This window comes from Paenibacillus sp. J22P169, assembly GCF_059691995.1.
On sequence record NZ_JCAUAO010000004.1, the window covers coordinates 174,127 to 196,987 of the forward strand.

Genomic DNA, 22,861 nt, shown 5'->3' on the forward strand with positions numbered 1-22,861 from the left:
GTCTGCAGGCATGTACTTGGATAATCTTGACCGACTGGTAAATACTAACGGAAATGTAGCAGAGCGGGAGGGAAAGGTGTGGGAATTGAACAGGATTCATTTCATATCTCGGAAGAGATCGAGACGAATATTCGTAATCTTTACCAGTGCTTTCATTCTTCCGATGATGTGCGCTCCAGGGCCTTTACAATGCAAGGCCTAAAGGGAAGCCTCCTTTATCTGACTACAATTACAGATACAGATAAACTGCAATCGGACATTCTCAAACCCTTACTACAATCGGCGGATGGCCGTCTTGAAGATACACTTCCTATTTTAGATATTGAGCTTGTCACTGATTTGAAGTCAGCCGCGGCAGGGATGCTTCAGGGGAAATGTGCTATTTTGCTGGAACACCGGATGGATATTGTATTAGTCGATGCCAGTGTAAGAGCTGTGCACAGTATGGGAGAACCACAAAACGAACAAACGGTTCGTGGATCGCATGTCGGTTTTGTGGATGACGTTTCCGTTAACGCGCAATTAATCCACCAACGATTAAAGAATGCGAACTTGGTTGAGAGGCACTTCACACTAGGCTCGGAAAACCCAACGAGCGTAAAACTCCTCTATATGTGTGATGTTGCTGATATGAATGTAGTCGATGAAATTATTGCCAATCTTCTTACAAATCAGGCTACCTTCATTAAATCCCCGGGCCAAATCACAGATCGTTTGGAAAGCAGTCATTTATCGCTATTTCCCCAAATGCTATTTACGGAAAGACCTGACAGTACGGTGTCGCATTTAATGGAAGGCCGAGTAGCATTATTGATAGACGGCAGCTCGTTCGCAACTATTTTGCCTGTGACGTTCTTTATGTTTTTTCAGGCCGCAGACGACTTTAATGTCAGGTGGTGGAACGGGACTTTTGTTAGGATTCTTCGGCTCATCAGCGCCATGCTCGGCATCGCCCTGCCATCTGTATACATATCTATTGTTTCGAATCACTTTGATATATTGCCGATTGATTTGGTGTTTTCCTTGAAAGCTTCGTTGGAAAATATACCATTCAATCCGCTCATGGAAGCCTTATTCATGATTACCGTGCTGGAGATTCTCAGAGAAGCCGCGATCCGATTGCCGAAATCGATTGCATCAACACTGTCCATTGTGGGAGGACTAGTTCTTGGAAGTGAAGTCGTCAATGCGAATTTAGTTTCCACGACAATGATTGTTGTCATTTCCCTAACAGCCGTTGCTATGTTCAGCGTGCCTTCTCATGAAATGCGCCTTACCATTCGGCTCATCTCATTCCCGATGATGGTCGCATCCTCACTTCTAGGTTTTGTGGGGATTGCCTTTAGCTTCAGCTTGTTATTTATGCATTTAAGTAAGCTTGAAACGTTCGGCGTGCCCTACTTTTATCCGTTCATGCCGTTTAAACCCAAACGTATCCTGATCACGCTAGTCCAGCTGCCAAGACGGATCTTCGGCAGGAAAGCTTCAGATAGGAGGGTATCATGACACGGGTACAATTATTTGCCTTCATTTTGCAAACACAGATCGGTATCGCAGTATTGTCATTCCCCTATGATTTGCATAAAGCTGCCGGTGCGGATGGATGGATATCGTTACTTTTGGCTGGAGGGTGCGTGCAGCTTGTCTTACTTGGTTACGTCCTACTGTGCAAAAGATTTCCCGGACAAAGCCTGTATGAATTCGTACCTCTCATCGTTGGCAAATGGCTCGGAAATACGATCACAGCGATTGTTATTTTGCATTTTACCTTTACAACCTGTCTGATTCTATTGCTGGAGATGACATTTGTCGAGCTGTGGATATTACCTTTTTCGAATCCTTGGCTTATCATCGTTGCGAATTGTTTGGTTTGCCTCTATTTAGCTAAAGAGAATATCCGGATCATTGCTCGTTACCATGCGATGATTAGTTTATTAATCATTATTATGTTAGCGATTATGCTGACGAGTTTTCGTACGATGGATTACCGCTATCTATTGCCTATTGGGCATGAAGGTTTACACGGAATTATGATGGGGGTCAAAAGCTCTGTGCTCTCTTTTCTAGGTTTTGAAGTATTTTTAGTAGTGAATTCCGATATCCAATTGAATGGAAAGAGCTTGGTAGCTCCTATTCTATGGGCAAATGGATTGGCAACCTTATTTTTTTTGATCGTTGTCCTTGTCTGCTTTCTGAATTTTAGTCCCGAGTCACTTAATCACATTCCTCAGCCGGTACCGTATTATTTGAACGGCATTTCACTGCCATTTTTGGAACGACTGGATCTGCTGTTTCTTTCGATCTGGCTGGTGAAAGTGACCGCTACACTGATCAGTTACATTTATTGTGCTACGAAGGGGTTGGGCTATCTGTTCCATGGTAAGCAGCATAGGAAAGCTGTTTATTATATAGTGCCTATTGTCTGTTTATCTAGCATGTTTTGGAGATCAGAGGCTAGAGTCCAATTATTATCGCAAATCACGAAGATTGAAGGGTTCGTCACTCTCGGGATTCCGATTGTGCTCTTAGTGTTGGCATGGTTAATGGGAAAAAGGGGGCAATTACCAGCATGAGGAGCCTTGTACTTGGGTGTCTGATGGCTCTGTTACTCTCTGGATGCAACTATCATAATGAGCTCAAGAACCTGCAATTGATCTACGCAACGTCCATTGATGCGAATGATAAAAATGATATTGTCACCACCGTAACCATTCAATCCCCAGGCGGGAAGGAAAGAACAGCACCCGTGCATGAGGTATTATCGGCATCAGGACCAACACTACAAGAATCCTTATATAAAAAAATTGGATTACAAATCGCAGGTCCCATAGGTACCTCCAAAAATCAAGTCATGCTGATCGGAGAGAAGCTGGCCAAAAAAGATTTAGCAGATATTCTGGACTCTACATTTCGAAATGCCAACGATCCGATGCTGGCCAAAGTAGCCATCGTTCGTGGAAATGCAGGCGACTTGATTCGCCTGGATCGTATAGGCTCCGCTACCTCTGGGGAATACTTACGGAAAATAATTATGAGTGCCAGGTACGAAACGGTCATTCCCTCCTTAACTTTACATGCCCTTTATCCTATGTTGCACGATGTAGGGCGCGATCCCGTCATTCCAATGCTTAGGAAAGAGTCAGATAAAGCTGTTGTGGATGGTTTAGCTTTGTTGCATGATCGTAAATATACGGGGTATTCGTTAACGCCAGAGCAATCCACGCTTAGCATTTTAATGTACGGGAAAAAAGCCAACCTCTGTGTGATCACACGGAATATCAAGGAGGAATCTGAACCAAATGATCCCTCTGATTATTTATCATTAAATATGAGCAATTTAAAGCGATATAAGCATGTGTGGATTGATGCTGAGGGCCGAGTTCGGGTGCGTATAGACGTGAGAATGAAAGGCTCTGTCATTGAAATTGCCAAATATAATCTATCCGAGAAGCAGCAACTGGAGCAATTGAATAAGCGATTCTCCGAGATACTCACGGATGAAGCAAATGATATTTGCAAGCTGATGCAGCGAGCACATTCAGACGCATTGGGCATAGGACGGGACATTATCGCTTTCTATCCAGACCAATGGAAGCAGATGGACTGGGAGACCGAGTATCCGAAGGTGAACTTTCAAGTTTCAATGAAAGTAGAGATAGTTTCACATGGGATTATTAATTAGTGAATAGCAAGTAAGTGCATTCGAATTTGCTAAGTAGGTTTCTTAAAGTATACCGAGTATCTTAAAAGTGCCTACTTCCAGTTAACAGGTTTAATCGTTATACTAACAAAGTAACATTTAGTAAGTTGTTTACTTTAAGTTGTTTACTTTATATTAGGAGGTAAGAATGATGACAAACGAGAAACAGAAGCTAAAGATAGGTATTATTCTTGGCAGTACCCGTCAAGGACGCGTTAGCCCGCAAGTAGGAGAATACATTAAGCAAATTGCTGACGGACGCGGAGATGCTGCGTACGAAATCGTGGATATTGCAGAGTATAAATTGCCTTTCTTAGGTGAAGGTACAGGGGAAGAACCTGGTCTTGCAACGTGGAATGCGAAGCTTGACAGCTTGGACGGCTTTGTATTTATTGTTCAAGAATACAACCACAGCATTACAGGAGCTTTGAAAAATGCACTTGACTCGGCACGTGAGGCTTGGAATAACAAAGCTGCTGGTATCGTGAGCTATGGCTCAACAGGCGGTGCTCGTGCGGCTGAACATCTGCGCGGTATTCTAGGTGAGCTATTGGTAGCAGACGTTCGTGTGCATCCGACTTTCTCCTTATTTACAGATTTCGAAAACTTCTCCGTCTTCAAACCAGCTGATCTTCACAAAGACAACGTGAATGCGATGCTCGATCAAGTGAATGCATGGAGCGGCGCGTTAAAAACGATAAGATAATATGAAATAGATTTAGCCCCGCAGGTTGAACCTGCGGGGTTATTTTATTTGTAGGCCTCAACCGAAGTAGTATGGTAAGCTAATATGGATAATTATTCCTAATGGAGTGTGACATTCGTGGATAAGAAGCCTCGCGTAGTATCCGTTGCTGCTGTTTCTGGTGGAGGCAAGACAACGACAATCAATCAATTGATTCGCACTTTAAAAAATGCTCAGGCACTCTATTTCGATGATTACGATTTTGAGAATTGCCCAGATATTTGTGAGTGGGTTGAGCAGGGGGCCGATTACAATGCATGGGTGCTTTCCCCTTTCATTGCAGATATTCAGCTTCTTCTAAGAGACGAATCACTCGATTATATTGTCCTTGATTATCCTTTTGCCTACAAGAACGATAGCGTGCGTGAATTTATTGATTTGGCCTTCTATATCGATACCCCTTTGGATATTGCCATGGCTAGACGCATCTTACGCAACGAGCAAAAACATACGATGCATGAACTGCAAAGTGATTTACAGAACTATTTGGCCAGGGGAAGATCCGCCTATTTAGAAATGGAAAAGACGGTGAAAGCAAATTCTGATGTCATCATTCAAGGCGAATTGCCAACTGATCTCATCGTTGATCGCATTGTGGGGGAACTACGAAAGGAAGAAAAGTCATGGGAAATCCGATAGTTAGCGTGAGTTGGATAGATCAGAATGAAATGATGAATGAAGTACTACAGCAGCAAGATACGTTGACCATACATCCGATGGATCAGGGTTTTGAAGCAGAAGTGATGAAGATACAGTCAGGCGCAGAGAGTTTTGTGCTAAAAATATGGAATAAGCGTTCGAAACCGAATGTTCGTTTTCAATTTCATTTATTAAATGCCCTTTCGGGGCTAGGGTTATCGGTCTCTAAGCCAATAGGCTGGGGAACCAATGCGGACGCCGATTGTGTACTGTTAACAACATTTGATGGAACCCCGGTTACGAAAGTAAATGAACAGAACATGACTGCGTTTGCGAACATGTTATCTAACATTCATCAAACGGATGTCCATTTTGCAGAAAGTATACAGATTCCCCGCCATGATTTCATCGATTACTTTTTCCATCAAGCCAAAGAACATCCAGATATATATCAAGCATTACTTCCACTGGTGAATCGTGCTCAAATGAAACAAAATCGATTTATTCATGGTGATTTCCATTTAGCCAACATTGTAAAAACAAATGAGCGTTACACGGTAATCGATTGGACGAATGGGCAATTAGGGGATCCCCGATTCGATTTTGCATGGGCGCTGATTCTAATGAAGATCTACCTCTCGGACCGATATGCCAATGTATTTCGCATCGCGTATGTATTGGAAAATGAGATGACACAGGAAGATTTAGAGGTTTTCGAAGCGTTGGCTTGCCTCAGATGGGTATTACTCAATCGGAATGGTGGCACACCTAAAGGCCCTCGAACGATCGCGAAAGTTGAAAAAATAATCCAAAAAAATCGGTCTCTCAAAAAGCTAGCATTAGAGATTTCCTAAACTAATGAGGTTAAAGTGAATTGCCATTAATTTCACCATAGGTAAATTCTTGCTTGAACGGATACAACATGCGAGAATAGGTGTTGTTGGACAAGCCAACCTTATTAATACACAAGAGGAGTTAACTTACACCATGTTGCACTTGAGTTGGGAAATGATGATCTTCGTTATCGTTGGCGGGTTCTTGGCAGCCTATGTAGATTCGGTTGTAGGGGGAGGCGGACTTATTTCGGTTCCTGTGCTGCTTGCAACAGGATTACCGCCGGCGCTGGCGTTAGGTACGAATAAATTAGCGGGCACAATGTCTTCGCTGACAAGTACGATTTCATTTATGCGGACAGGGAATGTTGATCTAAAAGCGGTACGAGGATTATTCGTGCTATCCTTGGCTGGAGCGGTATGCGGGGTATTCGTGCTGCGCCAGATTCCTTCCGACTTTCTAAAACCACTGGTCGTGGTGATGTTGATTTTAATTACGATTTATACAATATTCCGCAAGAATTGGGGAGATATTTCCACCTTCAATCAATACACGACGAAAACGGCTTTCCTAATGGGCTGCGCAGCGTTCGTCTTAGGTTTCTATGACGGTTTCTTCGGCCCAGGAACAGGATCATTCCTCATTTTCGTTTTTCTGATGGTCGGATTCGACTTCGTCAAAGCAGCAGGCAATTCCAAAATACTTAATTTTGGCAGTAACATCGCCAGTCTAATTACATTCATGGCACTGGGGTCTATTAATTATTGGATCGGCATCCCGATGGGATTAGCCATGGTGTGCGGCGCATTTCTCGGCTCACGGATGGCGATTCGCAAGGGATCGACGTATGTACGACCGCTTTTTATCACAGTATGTGTCCTGTTGGTGGGTAAGCAGATTTGGGGATTGATGTAGGAGAGCAGGTTTCTCATATAGGCGTTATAAGGTCATTCGAACCCGCACAAAAACTGCGAAAGTGCAGCTTTTGTGCGGGTTTTTTTGCTGACTACGGAGAGAGTTAAGGCATTATCGGAAGCACTTCTGCTGCTGCCCCGCGCATCTACCCATTAATCCACTTCACAGGAATCTCCACCCGCTGTGGCGTGTACTTTCCGCTAAATTGCTCAAGTAATAGCTCGACGGCAGATCGCGCCATGCGCTCCTCATCCTGCAAAATATGAGGGAGATTAGGGATTCCAGGATCATCGAAGGATACCAGGTGAATGCTCGCGTTCAGGCCTTCTTCCTGATGCAGCGCCTGATAGGTCAGCCTTGCCATCTCAGCAGTTAAAGCAAAGACGGCTGTTATCTGCGGGTGCTGATGCAGGAAATGAACGAGATGAGCATAGGTATCTCCGGTTCTTAGAATATCGATAGGCACATGACACCACAAACCTTTATCAATCGCTATATTACCATCAATAAGGGCCTTCTCAAAGCCATGGGTACGATCCTCAATCGTAGTATTCGTATTAGCTGGTGATATGAGCGCGATTTGTTGATGCCCAGCTTGCAACAGTCTGGACACGGTCTCATAAGCGCCTCCCCAATTATCAGAAATAATACGATACGTATCTATGTTGCGTAGAAAACGGTCGATGAAGACGAAGGGGAATTTATCTAACGATAGACGCAGCAAGGATTCATTATATATTTCATCCTCTGTCGGGAATACAATGATCCCGCGCATCCCAGGGGCACTCGTTAATTCCTGAACAGAGCGTGATTCTTCAAGGGAAGACTCACGTGTGATGTGAAGGATGAGTTGATACCCTGCGGCCTTGATATAGAACTCGATGTAATCGACAAGCTTTTGAATAACCATGGTTTTCATCGTAGGGATGATAAGTCCGATGTAGCCAGTGGACGCTGGTGCGGGTGTCGGTGCGTTGTTCTTAACAGTCAATGAAGGGATGGAGGCAACGAAAGTCCCTTTCCCTTGAATGCGATTAACGAACCCTTCGTCGACTAGTGCAGCTAAAGCATTTTTGACTGTGATTTTACTAACCTTATATTCATCCATGAACTCTTGTTCTGAGGGTACACGATCTTTGGGACGAAGCTCACCTGATTGGATTTTGTCTTTGATAGATTGATAAATTTGTTTATAGAGAGGGACTTTATGCAATTGGCATCACCTGATTCATGTATTTGATATCTGTATTGTAACGAGAAATGACGAAAAAAGGAATATACTTAGTATAATAAATATAATTATTATATATTTATCGTAATTTATAACCAATTAATTATATAAGTGTACGGATAAGTGAGTTATTATAAGTTATGAAGCGCTTCCAAAACAAAAACGGACGGTGAGAAAGGTTGGTGATAAATATAAAATATAATAATTATGATTTTAGTACCAATTGATTATATTATTATAAATTCACTTGTCATATAATTCAATTATTAAAACGCTTTCAAAAATATTCCATAGGGGGATACCTTACATGAAGAAGAAACTTCAAATGTCATCGGCCATCTTACTAGCATCCATGGTATTACTGACCGCTTGCTCGAGTACTAAAACTGAAAGCGCATCCAATAGCGCTACACCAGTTAAATTAAGCTTCTGGACCTTTAACGAGCTGCATCAGAAATTTTTCGAAAGCATAGCAACTTCTTGGAATAAAGCTCATCCTGATCAGCAAGTTCAAATTGAAGCAACAACGTTCCCTTATGATGATAATCACAATAAACTGTTGGTCGCCCTTCAATCTGGAACAGGCGCACCGGATATGGCTGATATCGAGATCAGTAAAATCGGCAACTACCTAAAAGGCGACGTACAATTGGCGGCTTTGAATGATATCGTAGAGCCGGAAAAAGGGAATCTCGTCATGTCCCGTTTGGACAATTATGCGAAGGACGGCAAATATTACGGGATCGATTATCATGTCGGTGCACAAGTGATTTACTACAATAAAGAAATTCTAGATAAAGCAGGCGTAAATGCCGACGATATTAAGACTTGGGATGATTACGAAAAGGCAGGCAAACAGGTTCTTGAGAAAACGGGCAAGCCAATGGCGACCGTAGAAACGACGGATCAGTGGTCCTACTGGCCAATGGTTGTGCAGCATGGTTCGGACTTCTTGGATAAAAGCGGGAATGTAACACTAGGGGATCAAGCAAATGCAGATGTACTCACCTACTTACAGAAGCTTGTTAAAGAAAAAGTAGCCGTGGCTGCTCCTGGAGGCTTCCACCATGCTGAAGAGTATTATGGCTTTATGAACAAAGGTGGCGCAGCTTCCGTCTGGATGCCAATGTGGTACATGGGGCGTTTCACGGATTACATGCCGGATTTGAAAGGCAAAATTATCATTAAACCTATGCCGGTATTTAAACAAGGTGAAATGCGTTCTTCCGGTATGGGGGGAACAGGTACTGTCATTACAAAGCAATCCAAAAATCAAGACATGGCGAAGAAATTCCTTTCCTATGCAAAGCTTTCCAAAGAAGGCAATATCCAAATTTGGTCCCAGCTTGGCTTTGATCCAATCCGTTCTGACGTTTGGTCCGATCCAGCACTTAAAGCTGACAATAAATTCACTTCCTATTTTGGGAAAAATTTATGGGATGTATTAATTAGTGTGAAGGGTGAAATCGCGCCAACGAATGTCAAAGAAAGAACACCGGCTGTGTCGGATTATATCAAGACGAAAGCGATGTTCCAAGCACTTAATGACATGAAGGATCCTAAACAAGTGTTGTCTGACGCGGTTAAAAATATTAAATAAGCCGAACGCCAAGCGTTCCGCTGCAGGCTGTACCCGAGGGGTGAATGTCCCTCGGGTTAAGCTTTCAGTGCTTCAAGAAAGGAGTGATGATCGAACAGTATGAATAAATTTCTGTATTCTTCGCGGATAGCCCCATACGTGTTCGTTTTGCCTTTTATCTTATCGTTTCTGATTTTCTTTGCTTATCCGGTAATTACAACCATTAACATGAGCTTTCAAGAAGTATTGCCAGGGCAGACACATTATATTGGTCTCGCTAATTATAAAAATTTATGGAGTGAGACTTTCTTTGCTGCGCTCAAAAATAGCAGTCGGTATACGTTCTGGACACTGCTTGTACTCATTCCACTTCCTCTAATTCTTGCTGTTTTCTTAAATTCGAAGCTAACAAAGGCAAGCGCATTCTTCCGTTCTGCCTTGTTTATTCCATCTCTCACCTCTGTTGTTGTTGCTGGAACCATCTTCAGGCTAGTATTCGGAAGCTTGGATGATTCCGTTATGAATGCATTCCGCCATCTCTTAGGAATGCCGACGATTAACTGGTTGGCGAATTCGGCCACAGGGATGTTGGTTATGGTTATATTGGCGACATGGCGCTTTACGGGTGTTAATATCATCTACTTCCTATCTGCGCTGCAAAGTATTCCACATGAACTATACGAATCAGCTGAGATTGATGGTGCGAATGCTTGGCAACGGTTCTGGCGTATTACCCTGCCTTTGTTGAAGCCGGTTGCGATTTATGTGATCACCATTTCCATTTACGGCGGTTATTCGATGTTTACAGAAAGCTACATTCTTTGGAATGGCAACCGTTCACCGAATGATATTGGTCTAACAATGATAGGTCTTCTTTATCGCGAAGGGATCGAGAGAAATAATTTAGGCTTTGGTTCAGCAATTGGGATTACTCTGCTTGCGATCACGATGGTGATCAATGTGATTCAGCTGAGATTTTTCGGCTTATTCAGGAAGGAGGATTAAGCATGCTTACCCAACAACGGAAAAGGCTTTTTCCTTCCTTCCTGCTTTTGATGCTTTTTCTAGTCTTAGCAGGCCTCGCGCTCTTCCCGTTCTATAGTCTTGCTTTGGCTTCGCTCAAGCCCTCGAAGGAGATGCTTCGATACGGACTGAATGTGAAGCTGCAACCAGAACTGCTGTCCATGCATAACTATACGTTCCTATTTTCAGCATCAGCGAAGAAATATTTGCTCTGGTATAAGAACAGCGTTCTGATCTCCCTCGTTTATACGGTTCTCTGTCTCTTGCTGTCCTCGATGGTTGGCTATGGACTTGCGATGTACCGTTTCGCAGGGAGAAATATTATCTTTGTCTTCGTACTGTTGGTCATGATGGTGCCGGTAGAGATTATTATGCTTCCGTTGTATAAGCAGATGATTTCGTTTCATTTGATTGATACCTATAGCGGCGTGATTCTCCCATTCGTTGTCGCACCGCTGCCGATTTTCTTCTTTCGGCAATATGCCGAAGGACTGCCCAAGGATTTTCTGGATGCAGGGCGCATCGACGGCTGTTCGGAGTATGGTATCTTTTTCAAAATCATGGTGCCATTAATGACGCCTGCTTTCGGAGCCATGGCGATCTTGCAAGCGTTGGCGAGCTGGAATAGCTTTGTATGGCCGTTAATTGTGCTCAAAACAGGAGAGAAGCTGACACTGCCAATCGGACTAGCGAGTCTGATAACGCCTTATGGAAATAACTACGACATTCTCATTGCTGGCTCTGTGTTGGCGATCGTACCCATTCTAATTGTATTTATTTTCTTCCAACGCTTCTTTGTATCAGGTCTCACGGTTGGCGGAGTGAAAGGGTAGCGGCAAGGGAAACGTGTAGTAATTACAGGAATGAAGGAGTATGACATTAACATCTGGGGCACTTTGACGGATGAAACTAAAGGAGAGTAACCATGGAGAATTTGGAGACTAGCTATATCAAACCACTCTTGGAGCAGCGTGCTGATCCGTGGGTATATAAACATACAGACGGATATTATTATTTCACGGCTTCCGTGCCAGAATACGATCGTATTGAGCTTAGACGCTCACTTACGATTGAGGGCTTGAAGGAAGCAAAGGCAGCAATCGTGTGGCGTAAGCCAACGGAAGGTCCCTTAAGCGCGAATATTTGGGCACCTGAGATCCATTTCGTCGCAGGCAGCTGGTACATCTATTTCGCAGCAGCTAGAACGACCGAAACCAACGAAGGTCTATTCGATCATCGGATGTATGTGCTAACGACAGATGCGGCTAACCCACTCGAAGGTAGCTGGCAGGTGGAAGGACAGCTGCGAACGGCGTGGGAAAGCTTTGCCTTAGATGCGACGTCATTCGAGCATAACGGTACGCGTTATCTCGTTTGGGCACAGAAGGACCCCACAATCGTAGGCAACTCGAATCTATATATTTCAGCCATGAGCAACCCGTGGACACTGAGCGGTAAGCAAGTCATGATTGCGACGCCAGAGTTTGCTTGGGAAATCATCGGGTTTAAGGTGAATGAAGGAGCGGCTGTTTTGATTAGAAACGGTCGAATCTTTATCAGCTTCTCGGCAAGCGCTACAGACTTCAATTACTGCATGGGGTTATTGACGGCTCAAGAGGATGCGGACTTATTGGATCCGGGGTCATGGGTGAAAACAACAAGCCCTGTGCTTACAACGAACGAAAGCATCGGTCTTTTTGGACCTGGTCATAATAGCTTCACGGTCTCGGAGGACGGGACCCAAGACATGCTCGTTTTCCATGCTAGAAATTATAAAGAAATTGTTGGCGATCCGCTGTATGATCCGAACAGGCACACGTTTGTACGTGTACTGAAATATAACGCTGATGGCAGCCCAGATTTTGCGGGATCCATTGCGAATTGACCGATGGTTATGGTACTATTTTAGCAGAGTGTAATTTGAAGGAGGTGAAGGTAGGATGAATCGAGAGTTCGTAAACAACCGTGTGAGCCAGTTACCCATTGCGATGGCTGGCATCGTTCATGCAGAAGTCAAAGACGCGAGAGGTCTGTCCACTTATGCGCATACGGTTGTACAACTCACGAAAAGACGCCTACCTTAACCCTCTACGGATACCATCCGAAAGGTCGTGGGAATTTTTTCCTGCGGCCTTTTTGTGTTAGCCAAGATCAAGGCGGGGGCGGTCTTCATACCAAGGAGGATCCTTCATTATGTTAATTATTAACGGTCAAAATATAAAAAAATACCACGGTGCCCAGCTGGTGCTGGAGGATGTTACGTTTGAAATTCATCAAGGGGAACGTGTTGGGCTTGTGGGTCGCAATGGCAGTGGGAAATCAACGCTGCTGCGCCTTATTGCCAAGATGGAGAAGCCCGATGAAGGGCAATTAACGGTGCGAAAGGATACAGGGATCGGGTATTTGGCCCAAATCCCAAGTGCTTGGGAAAGCTTCACTGTGTATGATGTACTGGCTGCGAGCTTTCAAGAGCTGCTTGCGTGCCGCGCAACAATGCGTCAGCTCGAAGGGGAAATGTCGAGCCCGGCGGTGATGAACGACGAGAAGCAGATGGATCAGTTGTTGAAGCGATATGCTGGACTCCAAGAGCGATTCGAACGAGAAGGCGGCTACGAGCTAGATGCGCGCATCGATCAGGTAGCGAACGGGCTTCGTATTGCGAAGGGGTTTTATGAACGGAGCTTTGCCTCCTTATCGGGGGGAGAGAAGACGAAGATCACCTTAGCTTCCCAGCTCATCGGTAAACCAGACTTATTGCTGCTGGATGAGCCGACGAATCATCTGGATTTGGCAGGTGTGGAGTGGCTGGAGGAGTACCTCAAGCATTATGAGGGAGCTTGTATCATCGTCTCTCATGATCGTTATTTTCTGGACCTCGTTGTCACGAAAATTGTGGAATTGGAAGATGGTGAAGCGACAACGTACCATTGCTCCTACTCGGGTTATGTGAAGGAGAAGGAGGTGCGATTGCTTCAGCAGTTCGCAGAGTACCAAGAGCAGCAGAAGGTGATCAAAAAGATGAAAGAGACGATCAAGCAGCTGATCGAATGGGGGCGTATAGGCGGGAATGAGAAGTTTTTCCGCAGGGCATTTTCCATGCAGAAAGCGCTGGATCGGATGGAAAAGCTCAAGCGTCCCGTGCTGGATCCGAAGGCGGCTGATTTTGATTTGAAGCCGGAGGATCGCTCCGGTCGCAGGGTGTTGCGCTTCGAGAATGTCACGAAGCGTTATGGCGAGAAGACGCTGCTGGGACGGGCGAGCGGTTTGCTCGAATACGGCGAGAAGGTAATGCTCGTCGGACATAACGGCTCAGGGAAAACGACGCTGCTGAAGATGCTGCTAGGAGAAGTACAGCCGGATAGCGGGGAACTCGAGTTGGGGGCTCGCGTCGATATCGGCTATCTAGCCCAGCAAGCGTATCCCGCAGATGATAAGAAGTCGGTATTGGTGTATTTTTGCGAGGAAGCCAAGCTAGAAGAAGGGGAGGCGCGGGGGCGACTCGCGGCTTACCTATTTTATGGCGCAGATGTGTTCAAATCGGTAAGCTCCTTGTCTGGCGGCGAGTGGACGCGATTGCGATTAGCCCTTCTTGTACTGCGCAAGCCGAACCTGCTCATTCTGGATGAGCCGACGAATCATATGGACATCGCGTCGCGCGAAGCGCTGGAGGATGCACTGGAGGAATTCCCAGGCACGGTGCTGGCGGTGACGCATGATCGGTATTTTATGAATCGGCTCGCACGTAAAATATGGGAGTTGGATCAAGGGAAGATCACCGTGTTTTTAGGTGATTTTGATGCGTATAAAGAGAAGAGCGGAGAGCTTCGTGCTAAGGAAGAGCTTAGGGGTGTGGAGCGCCGAGTCGCTGATAAAGAGAAAGTGAAAGAGAAAGAGAAAGTGAAACAACCTGAGGAATCGGGAGTTAAAAGGGGCAAACTATCGACTTCGCCGGGGAAGGCTGCTTTGGAGAAGCGGATTGCGAGCGTAGAAGAGGAGTTGGCGAACTTGGATCTTCAGCTGCAGCAGGAAAGTGCGGGACTGACACCGGGGGAGCTCGCGGAGCTTTGGGAGAAGCGGGAAGTCGTGCAGGGCCAGTTGGATGCGCTGTATGAGCAGTGGATGTTGTTGGAGGAGTAGCGTGTGCGATCAGCCGCTGTAACGATGAAAGACACGCTTACAGAGGCGAAATGGGCCAGTCTAACCTTGTTAATCGTTTCGCCATCGTTCCGCCATTGTTCCGACATGGAGTCCGTACCCCGAGTATGATAAGCTAGAAGTACTTATAGAAGGAGGCGATTGCTGTGATCCAAGTTTTCCCGGCCAACACGCGTAATTCAACCGATATGGGGTGGCTCAAGAGCCACAAAAGCTTCTCATTCGGTGATTATTTTGATGAAGAGAATGTTAGCTTTGGTGTGATGCGTGTATGTAATGACGATGATATCGCAGCAGGACGGGGCTTTGGCCCACATCCCCATAGCGATATGGAGATTGTCAGTATCGTGCTCAGCGGAGCGATTAAGCATGAAGACAGCCTTGGACATGTAGCCATAACGGCTTCCAATGGTGTACAGCGGATGTCCGCAGGCAGCGGCGTTATTCATGCCGAGTACAATGCGTCGGAAACGGAGCCGATGAGTCTTTTTCAGCTATGGTTTATGCCAGCAAAACGTGGAATGGAGCCCTCTTTTGAAAATGTGACGTATGAGCCGGAAAAGATGGTGAACAACCTCTTACCAGTCGTAACACCTGAGGGCGGTCCTCACATCGCGAAAATCTATCAAGACATGAGCATTTACCTGAGCAAGCTGGATGCGGGTAAGGAGCTGCAATTCGAGCAAGGCGAGAATCGTCGTATTTTTCTTATGCTCGTGAGCGGAAAATGCTCCGCCAATGATGCGGTACTGGAAGCGAAGGATAGCGCGCGTATGCAAAATGAGTCCAAACTGACGATTCGCGCGCTGGAAGATACACATTTCATGCTTATTGATCTGCCTTAAGGCGATAACGGAGAGATAGAGGAGGTTGCAGCGATGAAGGAAACTTTTCTAGTGAAGCATGCGGTTGGCGGACGTGCATTTATTGATACAGGTAAGCACCCCGTGCCCTATACTTGGGAGCAGCAAGGCGAACAATGGTTGTTCCGTGTTCAGATTGATCAGCCAGAGCGGATTGCGGAGCTTTTGAAATGGAAAGATGAATTGAACGTATTTGTTTTCCAAGAGTTTGAGAATGAGCCTACACGGAAATTATGGTTCTATGTCGGTGATGATGCTGTTCAGTTTACGGAGGACAAAGGCGAGCTAACGATCGTCGCAACTTCCCATATCAGCTATATTCCCGATCAATTTAGTGTGAAGTGATTGGAGCTATACCGATGAAAGTTCAGGACCAGCAACTAGAGAAAGCGATCCCCTTTATACAAGAATGCTATACCGAATTGGGCAAAAGTCAGGCTCAAATCAACACGCGTATTACAGAGATCGCGCAAGCGATTCAGTATAAAGGGGCATATGAGCATACAGTTGAAGAGCTGACGCATGGTGCGAAAATGGCTTGGCGCAACAGCAACCGCTGCATTGGGCGCTTGTTCTGGGAGTCGCTTCGCGTACACGATGCTCGTCATGTCGAAACCGAAGAAGCAGCGGCTGATGCGCTGTTCAAGCATATTGAGGAAGCAACGAATGGCGGCAAAATCCGCCCCGTGATCACGGTTTTCCCACCTTCGCGTAAAGGGGGGCCTATTGTTCAGATCAAGAATGAGCAGCTGATTCGTTACGCTGGCTATGAAACCGACCATGGCATCGTGGGCGATCCTGTTTCACTAGCCTTCACGAAGCAATGTCAGGCACTCGGCTGGCAAGGGGCAGGCACACATTTCGATGTGCTGCCGCTTTTGATTCAGGTAGGCGAGCGAGCGCCAAAGCTATTCGAGATTCCGAAAACGTTGGTTATGGAGGTGGCTATCACGCATCCAGAGCTGCCAACCTTCGAGGAACTGAACCTGCAATGGTACGCAGTGCCGATGGTTTCCAACATGTACCTCGAAATAGGCGGCGTGATCTATCCCGCGGCTCCTTTTAACGGTTGGTACATGGGAACCGAGATCGGCGCACGGAACTTTGCCGACGAGGCCAGGTACAACATGCTGCCGCGGGTAGCATCGATCATGGGGCTCGATACGCGGCGCGAGTCATCCTTATGGCGAGACAAAGCGCTGGTCGAGCTGAATGTGGCGGTGCTGCATTCCTTCGCGCAGCAGGGTGTCGCCATCGTCGATCACCACACGGCAGCGAAGCAATTCAAACGCTTCGAGGACAACGAAGAGAAGAGCGGACGTGACGTGACGGGTGATTGGACATGGCTGATTCCGCCGATGTCTCCGGCAACGACGCACATTTTCCATCAGCATTACTCGAATGAGATCAAGCTGCCTAATTTTTTCTACCACAGTAGAAAACGCTAGATACGGTTAGTACTTGAAGTCGACTCAACCTTCACATTTGGTGTGAAGGTGGGGTAGGCTTTTTTTGTTGTTTAGGGAAAAAGAGGGAATAATCGACTTACTCACCTCCGAAAGTCCTTGTCTGCACGAGTGAGTCGAAAAAATCGACTTACTCACCTCCAAAAGCCCTTGTCCTGCACGAATAAGTCGAAAAAATCGACTTACTCACCTCCGAAAACCCTTGTCCCGTACGAATAAGTCGAAAAAATCGACTTACTCACCTCCAAAATCCCTTGTCTGCACGAGTAAGTCGAAAAAATCGACTTACTCACCTCCGAAAGCCCTTGTCCCGTACGAATAAGTCGAAAAAATCGACTTACTCACCTCCGAAAGCCCTTGTCTACTCGAGTGAGTCGATTTGAGCTGGTTTATCCGTTTTTTCCGAATAGCACGTGTCGGATAACTCCCTCTGAAGCTAATAGTCCGAAATTGCTGAATTAATCTCATTGACTGCATCATTACATTAAGTAATCCTTGTATTAATTCGGAGAAATCGGACTAGCGCAGCTTCTGCTAAAGTAATCCTTGCAATCACCAATAGTTTAATAGCCAAACTAACTCGTATGTAGTATGATTTGGCATATTGAAAGCACTTACTATACGCGAAAAGGGGAACTACGCTTGTGGCAGAAGATGGCTAACTGGAATACATTGCGCAATCAGATGCTTGCTGGATTCATATCCGTGATGATCATCGTTTTGATCTGCGCAGGCGCTATTACGTACAACTCGGTGTCGACCCTCCTTAATACGAAGGCGGAGACACAGATGAAGCAGATCGCCAGCCAAGCCAACGGCAGGCTGGAAGCGCTTATTACACAAATCGATACGTTGACTTTACAGGCTGTAAATGATGTATATCTGCAGCAAGTGTTTCTTTCGTCCGCTCAAGGGAAAACGATGAGTTTCAGCGAACGTCAGTCGCTGTTGAAGATCGCCAATCATATCCAGGCCTATAGCGGCGTGAGCAATGTAGAGCTTTATACCACTGACTTTGCGCGGATGTTTCCGTTGGATGAACAGAAGCTGACGGATCTCGTCGAGCCGAATTGGATCGAGCAAGCGGATAAAGAAAAGGGAAGATTGGTATGGATTGGGAACGATCCGAAGAATCCAGAATCGGTACTCGCCATTCGTCGGATCAATTTAATTGACCGATGGTTCTCGAATGGCGGGTATTTGATGGTGCGGATCAATCGCAGCTATTTTGATTTTCAAAACAAGCTGGAGGGCATCGGGCATCGCGAGTTGATGCTGCTAGCCGATAGCTCCGCTAGGCCGATTGTTTCCGATGACGAAGCGCTTGCGGGCATTAGTGCGCTGATGCATACCGATGCGCAGCAGGTTACCCTGGAGCAGAATCGGTACATTCTGGTGAAGCAGCTCTCGGAACAGACGAACTGGACGTTGATGATTCTGTATCCGGTGAGTGATATTACCGATGGGATTTCCGTGCTGCGCTGGGCGATTATCGTGTCTGGAGCGATCGGATTGGTTCTGTTTATTATCCTATCGTTTCTGCTTTCCTCGATGATTACGAGGCCGATTCTTCGGCTGATGCGAGCCATGCGAAATACAAGGCAAGGGGTGCTGACACCCAATCTGACACAGTCCTACACCACGGAATTGAACGATTTGAACATGACCTACAATCAGATGGTAGACAATATCAATCGGCTCATTAAACTCGTGTATGAGAAAGAAATAATCCAAAGCCGCACAGAGCTACAAGCGCTTCAAGCGCAGATTGATCCACATTTTTTATATAACACGTTGGAAGCATTGTACTGGTCCTTACAAGAGAAGGACGAAGAAGAACTTGCCGATCTTGTGGTATCCATGTCTGATTTATTTCGGTATGTCATTGGTAATCCGAACAAGGATGTATGGGTTACTTTAGATGAGGAACTGGAGCATATTAAGCGTTATTTGAGCATAATGAGTGTGAGGTTCGGCTCACGTCTTGTTTGGGAAATTGACAGTGAAGAGGCGTACAGTCATGTTCATATTCCGAAGCTGCTGATCCAACCTTTGGTGGAGAATGCGATTTTGCATGGTTTGGAGGGTAAAATAGGAACAGGGTTAATCACGATTCGCTTGGAACCGTCACCAGTGGAAACGACAGGGCTCCGCATCACCGTAAGTGATGACGGTCCGGGGATGAATGAACAGACACTCCAAGCTGTGCTGGAGTCGATCGAACGCGGTGGTACTGGATTAGGCTCTGGATCTAACTCCAGCTCTAGCTCAGCCCCTAGCTCAAGTGCAGGTTCAGGCTCCGCCGCTCCTAACACCAAAGGAAAAGGCATGGCTATCTCCAACGTACAGCGGCGCCTTCAGCTTTATTATCCGTCTCTTCCGGATACGTATCGTGGTTTGACGATCACGAGTATGCCTGGGCACGGGACAAGCGTGAGCTTCGATATTCCGATTTATAAGGAGGAAAACGACGATGATACAATCGGGGAAAACTATACTCATCGTTGACGATGAGCCATTAACAAGAGAAGGCATACGCAAAACACTAGAAGCCTGGTCAATTGGGCGTTATTCCATACTCAGCTGCAGCAATGGGACGGAGGCACTCGAACTTTTACAATCGCGTCCCGTGCATCTGCTGATTACGGACATCCGCATGCCTGAAATTAACGGTTTGCAAGTCGTGGAAGGCTCGCGAGGGATCGGACATAAACCTGTAGCAATCATTATCTCGGGGCATCCAGATTTTCAATATGCACAAACAGCCATCGAGTTAGGCGTTGTTAACTATTTGCTCAAGCCCATCCAGAAGAGCAAGCTGATTGACGCCGTTGAGCAGGCGCTGCGCATTGAGGAAGAGCGAGGTCGCGTAGAAACGATGGAGAAAATGGTGGATACTCGCCTGATGCAGGCGAAGACCGCTGACAAAAACTATAGTCCGCCTGTTCAGCAGGCTGTGCTTTATGTGGAGGAGCATTTGGATGCACCACTGGGAATGAGCGAGGTGGCCAGCCATATCCATCTGAATCCGAGCTATTTTAGCGCTCTTTTCAAAGAGCAAACCGGTTTCACCTTCAGTGAATATGTCACGAGAAGTCGGATCCAGAAGGCGAAGGAGCTCCTGCTGCAAACCAGATTAACGATTGCGGATATCTCGGAGCAAGTAGGCTATCAGACGTCGAAATATTTTATCAAGCTGTTCAAAGAGTATGAAGGGACAAGCCCTAATCAGTATCGGAAACAGATTATGGATGCCGATGATCGGATAGATACCTCGAAATAGTGGAATATTACCCGATAGCTGTTACTCCCTGCAGCGGCAATGTAAGCGCTACAATAAAACACGTAGCACACAAATGATTAGGGGGAAACAAACATGGTAAGAAAAACGCTTACATGGTCGCTAACAACGATGCTTGGACTATCGATGGTACTGACGGGCTGTTCTAGCTCCACAGATAACGCGAGTCAAACGACAGCGCCTAAAGAATCCGCGAAAGCAACGGAAGCTGCAACTGCGCAACCCGCTAAAAAAGTAACAATTAAGATGATGCACCTTTGGCCGACAGGAAACTCGGCAACACAAAACAAAATTGTAAACGATATCATTAAAGAGTATCAAGCCGCGAATCCGAATGTGACGATCGAACAAGAAGTGCTCGAGAATGAACAATACAAGAATAAAATGAAGGTGCTTTCTACTTCAAATGCTCTTCCTGATGTGGGCTTCACGTGGGCAGCAGGCTACATGGATCCTTATGTAAAAGGCGACATGTTTGCTCCGCTTGATGACTTGCTGCAAGGTGATTTGAAAGATAAATTCGTGAAAGGCACAACAGATGCTTACGCATTCGGCGGTAAAACCTACGGTCTTCCGGTCGAATTGAACATCGTGCCGGTTTATTACAACAAAGCACTCTTTGCCAAGTATAACCTTGCGCCACCTAAGACGTATGATGAGTTCAAAAATATTGTCAAAACGCTTAGCTCGAACGGTGTAGCTCCAATCGCACTTGGCAACAAAGACCGTTGGACAGGTTCCCTCTGGTACATGTACCTTGCTGACCGAATCGGCGGACCAGAAACATTGAAAAAAGCGATCGACCGCTCAGGCTCCTTCAACGATCCAGGCTTGGTTCGCGCAGCTTCGGAAGTTTCTCAGCTTGTCGACATGAACGCGTTCAACAAAGGCTTTAACGGACTTGGCAACGACGAAGGAAAAGCAGAGTTCATGAACAGCAAAGCAGCGATGTACATGATGGGAACATGGGAATTACCGAACTACACAACGAACAAAGATGTTCCACAAGCGTTCAAGGATCAAATCGGCTTCTTTAAATTCCCAACCGTTGATGGCGGAAAAGGCAACATGGACAGCTGGGTTGGCGGACCAGGCGTAGGCTTGTTCGTAGCTAACAACTCCAAAGTAAAAGAAGAGTCCAAGAAATTCGTTAGCTTCTTCGTATCCAAGTGGGGCGAGCACGCAATTTCTGAAGCAGGCGTAATCCCAGCAACAAAAGTAGACACATCCAAAGTGAAGCTGCCGCAAATGTACATCGACCTATTGAATGAACTGAATAAAGCGAGCAACATTACACTGTTCGCAGATGTTCAAATGAAGCCTGCATCCGCAGAAGTTCACTTGAATATGATTCAAGCTTTGTTTGGTAAAGCCGTGACACCGGAAGCTTTTGCGAAAAATCATGAGGATGCTTTGGCGAAGGAAGCTAAGTAACCTAACGAATACGAACGATTTGGGAAAGGACATATCCCTCCAAGTGATATGTCCTTTGTCATTATCGGTGAAAGGGAAGTGCCTACTATGGATAAAGTCATGTCTAACAAATCCATGATTGCGATCTACGTGATTCCTTCGTTATTTCTGCTGCTAGCCTTGATCTATATGCCGATCGTAATGACGGGCTACTACGGGCTTATGAAATGGGATGGCGTAGGCAAAATGAGTTTCATCGGTTTGCATAATTACGCAGAATTGCTTAAGGACAAATTATTCTGGGGAAGCGCGAAGCACTCGTTTTTGCTGGCGATTTTCTCAACGATCTCCCTGCTCGGTTATCTACTAGTAGCATTGGTGCTATCCGCAAACATTCGCGGGGCTAATTTTTTTCGCAAAATCTATTTAATCCCTATGCTGCTTTCCTCTGTTGCAATCGCTCAACTATGGTTGAAAATATTCCACCCAACGAACGGGGTATTGAATCATATCCTGACGTCACTGGGGGTCACGCATACACCGGAATGGTTGTCCAATCCATCCATTGTTCTATACGCTATTTTTATGCCGATCTTATGGCAGTACGCCGGATTTTATATTTTGATTTATTATGCCGCTTTGAAAAATGTACCGACCTCGCTGATCGAAGCAGCACGTATTGATGGCGCTAGTCCATGGCGCGTTGCGATCTCCATTCGCGTTCCGTTAATCGCAGAGGTGATGAAAGTAACGGTCGTTCTAGCAGTCGTCGGATCGCTCAAATATTTTGATCTGATTTATGTCATGACAGGGGGCGGACCTAACGGATCCAGTGAAGTAATGGCTTCCTACATGTACCGCAAAGCGTTCAAAGGCTATGATTTCGGTTATGCCAGCGCAATTGGCTTTTTCCTGCTCTTGATTTGCCTCGTGGCTACTTGGTTAATCCGTAAAGCGACGGCGTCTAAAGATGATATCCAATACTCGTAACGAAAGG

General features: G+C 45.9%; 22 protein-coding genes. 21 read left to right on the plus strand and 1 reads right to left on the minus strand.

The features are described 5' to 3' along the window. Positions 1–78 precede the first annotated feature (78 nt). The 7 genes from AC58QG_RS20970 to AC58QG_RS21000 all read left to right on the plus strand — a co-directional run bounded on the left by AC58QG_RS20970 (position 79) and on the right by AC58QG_RS21000 (position 6,833). Positions 79–1,506, plus strand: coding sequence for a spore germination protein (locus AC58QG_RS20970; RefSeq protein ID WP_497364072.1), 1,428 nt, complete (start codon positions 79–81; stop codon positions 1,504–1,506). Continuing rightward, positions 1,503–2,573, plus strand: a complete 1,071-nt coding sequence (locus AC58QG_RS20975; RefSeq protein WP_497364073.1) for a GerAB/ArcD/ProY family transporter — start codon at positions 1,503–1,505, stop codon at positions 2,571–2,573. The genes AC58QG_RS20970 and AC58QG_RS20975 overlap by 4 nt, the downstream gene beginning before the upstream one ends. Further along, positions 2,570–3,682: a Ger(x)C family spore germination protein gene (locus tag AC58QG_RS20980; protein WP_497364074.1), complete on the plus strand. Its 1,113-nt coding sequence runs from the start codon at positions 2,570–2,572 to the stop codon at positions 3,680–3,682. The genes AC58QG_RS20975 and AC58QG_RS20980 overlap by 4 nt, the downstream gene beginning before the upstream one ends. A 169-nt stretch (positions 3,683–3,851) precedes the next feature. Then, positions 3,852–4,406: an NADPH-dependent FMN reductase gene (locus AC58QG_RS20985; protein WP_497364362.1), complete on the plus strand. Its 555-nt coding sequence runs from the start codon at positions 3,852–3,854 to the stop codon at positions 4,404–4,406. Positions 4,407–4,523: 117 nt separating this feature from the next. Next, positions 4,524–5,084 carry a nucleoside/nucleotide kinase family protein gene (locus AC58QG_RS20990; protein WP_497364075.1) on the plus strand — a complete coding sequence of 187 codons (561 nt, stop codon included), beginning with the start codon at positions 4,524–4,526 and terminating at the stop codon, positions 5,082–5,084. Next, positions 5,069–5,938, plus strand: coding sequence for an aminoglycoside phosphotransferase family protein (locus tag AC58QG_RS20995; RefSeq protein WP_497364076.1), 870 nt, complete (start codon positions 5,069–5,071; stop codon positions 5,936–5,938). Before AC58QG_RS20990 ends, AC58QG_RS20995 begins: the two co-directional genes overlap by 16 nt. A 133-nt stretch (positions 5,939–6,071) precedes the next feature. Next, positions 6,072–6,833: a sulfite exporter TauE/SafE family protein gene (locus AC58QG_RS21000; RefSeq protein ID WP_497364077.1), complete on the plus strand. Its 762-nt coding sequence runs from the start codon at positions 6,072–6,074 to the stop codon at positions 6,831–6,833. 145 nt (positions 6,834–6,978) lie between these two features. Here AC58QG_RS21000 and AC58QG_RS21005 read toward each other — a convergent pair whose 3' ends face one another. Next, entirely contained in the window at positions 6,979–8,046 is a 1,068-nt protein-coding gene (locus tag AC58QG_RS21005) for a GntR family transcriptional regulator (RefSeq protein WP_497364078.1), read from the minus strand. Between the two features lie 325 nt (positions 8,047–8,371). Here AC58QG_RS21005 and AC58QG_RS21010 point away from each other — a divergent pair, with 325 nt between their 5' ends. The 14 genes from AC58QG_RS21010 (at position 8,372) to AC58QG_RS21075 (ending at position 22,854) form a co-directional block, all read left to right on the plus strand. Continuing rightward, complete coding sequence (locus AC58QG_RS21010; protein ID WP_497364079.1) at positions 8,372–9,664, plus strand: ABC transporter substrate-binding protein; 1,293 nt, start codon at positions 8,372–8,374, stop codon at positions 9,662–9,664. A 99-nt stretch (positions 9,665–9,763) separates the two neighbouring features. Further along, a complete protein-coding gene (locus AC58QG_RS21015; RefSeq protein WP_497364080.1) occupies positions 9,764–10,648 on the plus strand; it encodes a carbohydrate ABC transporter permease in 885 nt (294 codons plus the stop codon). Between the two features lie 2 nt (positions 10,649–10,650). Beyond that, positions 10,651–11,499, plus strand: a complete 849-nt coding sequence (locus AC58QG_RS21020; protein ID WP_497364081.1) for a carbohydrate ABC transporter permease — start codon at positions 10,651–10,653, stop codon at positions 11,497–11,499. 92 nt (positions 11,500–11,591) lie between these two features. Continuing rightward, positions 11,592–12,551, plus strand: coding sequence for a glycoside hydrolase family 43 protein (locus tag AC58QG_RS21025; RefSeq protein WP_497364082.1), 960 nt, complete (start codon positions 11,592–11,594; stop codon positions 12,549–12,551). 55 nt (positions 12,552–12,606) lie between these two features. Next, positions 12,607–12,750, plus strand: coding sequence for an RAxF-45 family protein (locus tag AC58QG_RS21030; protein WP_497364083.1), 144 nt, complete (start codon positions 12,607–12,609; stop codon positions 12,748–12,750). A 109-nt stretch (positions 12,751–12,859) separates the two neighbouring features. Further along, complete coding sequence (gene abc-f / locus AC58QG_RS21035) at positions 12,860–14,803, plus strand: ribosomal protection-like ABC-F family protein (RefSeq protein ID WP_497364084.1); 1,944 nt, start codon at positions 12,860–12,862, stop codon at positions 14,801–14,803. A 3-nt stretch (positions 14,804–14,806) separates the two neighbouring features. After that, complete coding sequence (locus AC58QG_RS21040; protein WP_497364085.1) at positions 14,807–14,932, plus strand: hypothetical protein; 126 nt, start codon at positions 14,807–14,809, stop codon at positions 14,930–14,932. Positions 14,933–14,967: 35 nt separating this feature from the next. Then, complete coding sequence (locus AC58QG_RS21045; RefSeq protein WP_497364086.1) at positions 14,968–15,666, plus strand: pirin family protein; 699 nt, start codon at positions 14,968–14,970, stop codon at positions 15,664–15,666. A 33-nt stretch (positions 15,667–15,699) separates the two neighbouring features. Continuing rightward, complete coding sequence (locus tag AC58QG_RS21050) at positions 15,700–16,029, plus strand: hypothetical protein (RefSeq protein ID WP_497364087.1); 330 nt, start codon at positions 15,700–15,702, stop codon at positions 16,027–16,029. Positions 16,030–16,043: 14 nt separating this feature from the next. Further along, entirely contained in the window at positions 16,044–17,132 is a 1,089-nt protein-coding gene (locus AC58QG_RS21055) for a nitric oxide synthase oxygenase (RefSeq protein ID WP_497364088.1), read from the plus strand. Positions 17,133–17,792: 660 nt separating this feature from the next. Beyond that, complete coding sequence (locus AC58QG_RS21060; protein ID WP_497364089.1) at positions 17,793–19,658, plus strand: sensor histidine kinase; 1,866 nt, start codon at positions 17,793–17,795, stop codon at positions 19,656–19,658. Further along, the gene (locus AC58QG_RS21065) at positions 19,624–20,433 is read left to right on the plus strand and encodes a response regulator transcription factor (RefSeq protein WP_497364090.1); all 810 of its coding nucleotides are present in this window, start codon (positions 19,624–19,626) and stop codon (positions 20,431–20,433) included. Before AC58QG_RS21060 ends, AC58QG_RS21065 begins: the two co-directional genes overlap by 35 nt. A gap of 93 nt (positions 20,434–20,526) precedes the next feature. After that, complete coding sequence (locus AC58QG_RS21070) at positions 20,527–21,885, plus strand: extracellular solute-binding protein (RefSeq protein ID WP_497364091.1); 1,359 nt, start codon at positions 20,527–20,529, stop codon at positions 21,883–21,885. An 87-nt stretch (positions 21,886–21,972) separates the two neighbouring features. Beyond that, positions 21,973–22,854, plus strand: coding sequence for a carbohydrate ABC transporter permease (locus tag AC58QG_RS21075; RefSeq protein WP_497364092.1), 882 nt, complete (start codon positions 21,973–21,975; stop codon positions 22,852–22,854). The last annotated feature ends 7 nt before the right edge of the window (positions 22,855–22,861 follow it).

Excerpts from the sequence above, each read along its gene's own strand:
- AC58QG_RS21050 (WP_497364087.1), top strand. The coding sequence starts at position 15,700 with ATGAAGGAAACTTTTCTAGTGAAGCATGCGGTTGGCGGACGTGCATTT.
- AC58QG_RS21065 (WP_497364090.1), top strand. The coding sequence starts at position 19,624 with ATGATACAATCGGGGAAAACTATACTCATCGTTGACGATGAGCCATTA.
- AC58QG_RS21030 (WP_497364083.1), top strand. The coding sequence starts at position 12,607 with ATGAATCGAGAGTTCGTAAACAACCGTGTGAGCCAGTTACCCATTGCG.
- AC58QG_RS21010 (WP_497364079.1), top strand. The coding sequence starts at position 8,372 with ATGAAGAAGAAACTTCAAATGTCATCGGCCATCTTACTAGCATCCATG.
- AC58QG_RS21070 (WP_497364091.1), top strand. The coding sequence starts at position 20,527 with ATGGTAAGAAAAACGCTTACATGGTCGCTAACAACGATGCTTGGACTA.
- AC58QG_RS20975 (WP_497364073.1), top strand. The coding sequence starts at position 1,503 with ATGACACGGGTACAATTATTTGCCTTCATTTTGCAAACACAGATCGGT.
- AC58QG_RS21000 (WP_497364077.1), top strand. The coding sequence starts at position 6,072 with ATGTTGCACTTGAGTTGGGAAATGATGATCTTCGTTATCGTTGGCGGG.
- AC58QG_RS21055 (WP_497364088.1), top strand. The coding sequence starts at position 16,044 with ATGAAAGTTCAGGACCAGCAACTAGAGAAAGCGATCCCCTTTATACAA.
- AC58QG_RS21075 (WP_497364092.1), top strand. The coding sequence starts at position 21,973 with ATGGATAAAGTCATGTCTAACAAATCCATGATTGCGATCTACGTGATT.
- AC58QG_RS20995 (WP_497364076.1), top strand. The coding sequence starts at position 5,069 with ATGGGAAATCCGATAGTTAGCGTGAGTTGGATAGATCAGAATGAAATG.
- abc-f (WP_497364084.1), top strand. The coding sequence starts at position 12,860 with ATGTTAATTATTAACGGTCAAAATATAAAAAAATACCACGGTGCCCAG.
- AC58QG_RS20985 (WP_497364362.1), top strand. The coding sequence starts at position 3,852 with ATGACAAACGAGAAACAGAAGCTAAAGATAGGTATTATTCTTGGCAGT.
- AC58QG_RS21020 (WP_497364081.1), top strand. The coding sequence starts at position 10,651 with ATGCTTACCCAACAACGGAAAAGGCTTTTTCCTTCCTTCCTGCTTTTG.
- AC58QG_RS20980 (WP_497364074.1), top strand. The coding sequence starts at position 2,570 with ATGAGGAGCCTTGTACTTGGGTGTCTGATGGCTCTGTTACTCTCTGGA.
- AC58QG_RS21015 (WP_497364080.1), top strand. The coding sequence starts at position 9,764 with ATGAATAAATTTCTGTATTCTTCGCGGATAGCCCCATACGTGTTCGTT.
- AC58QG_RS21025 (WP_497364082.1), top strand. The coding sequence starts at position 11,592 with ATGGAGAATTTGGAGACTAGCTATATCAAACCACTCTTGGAGCAGCGT.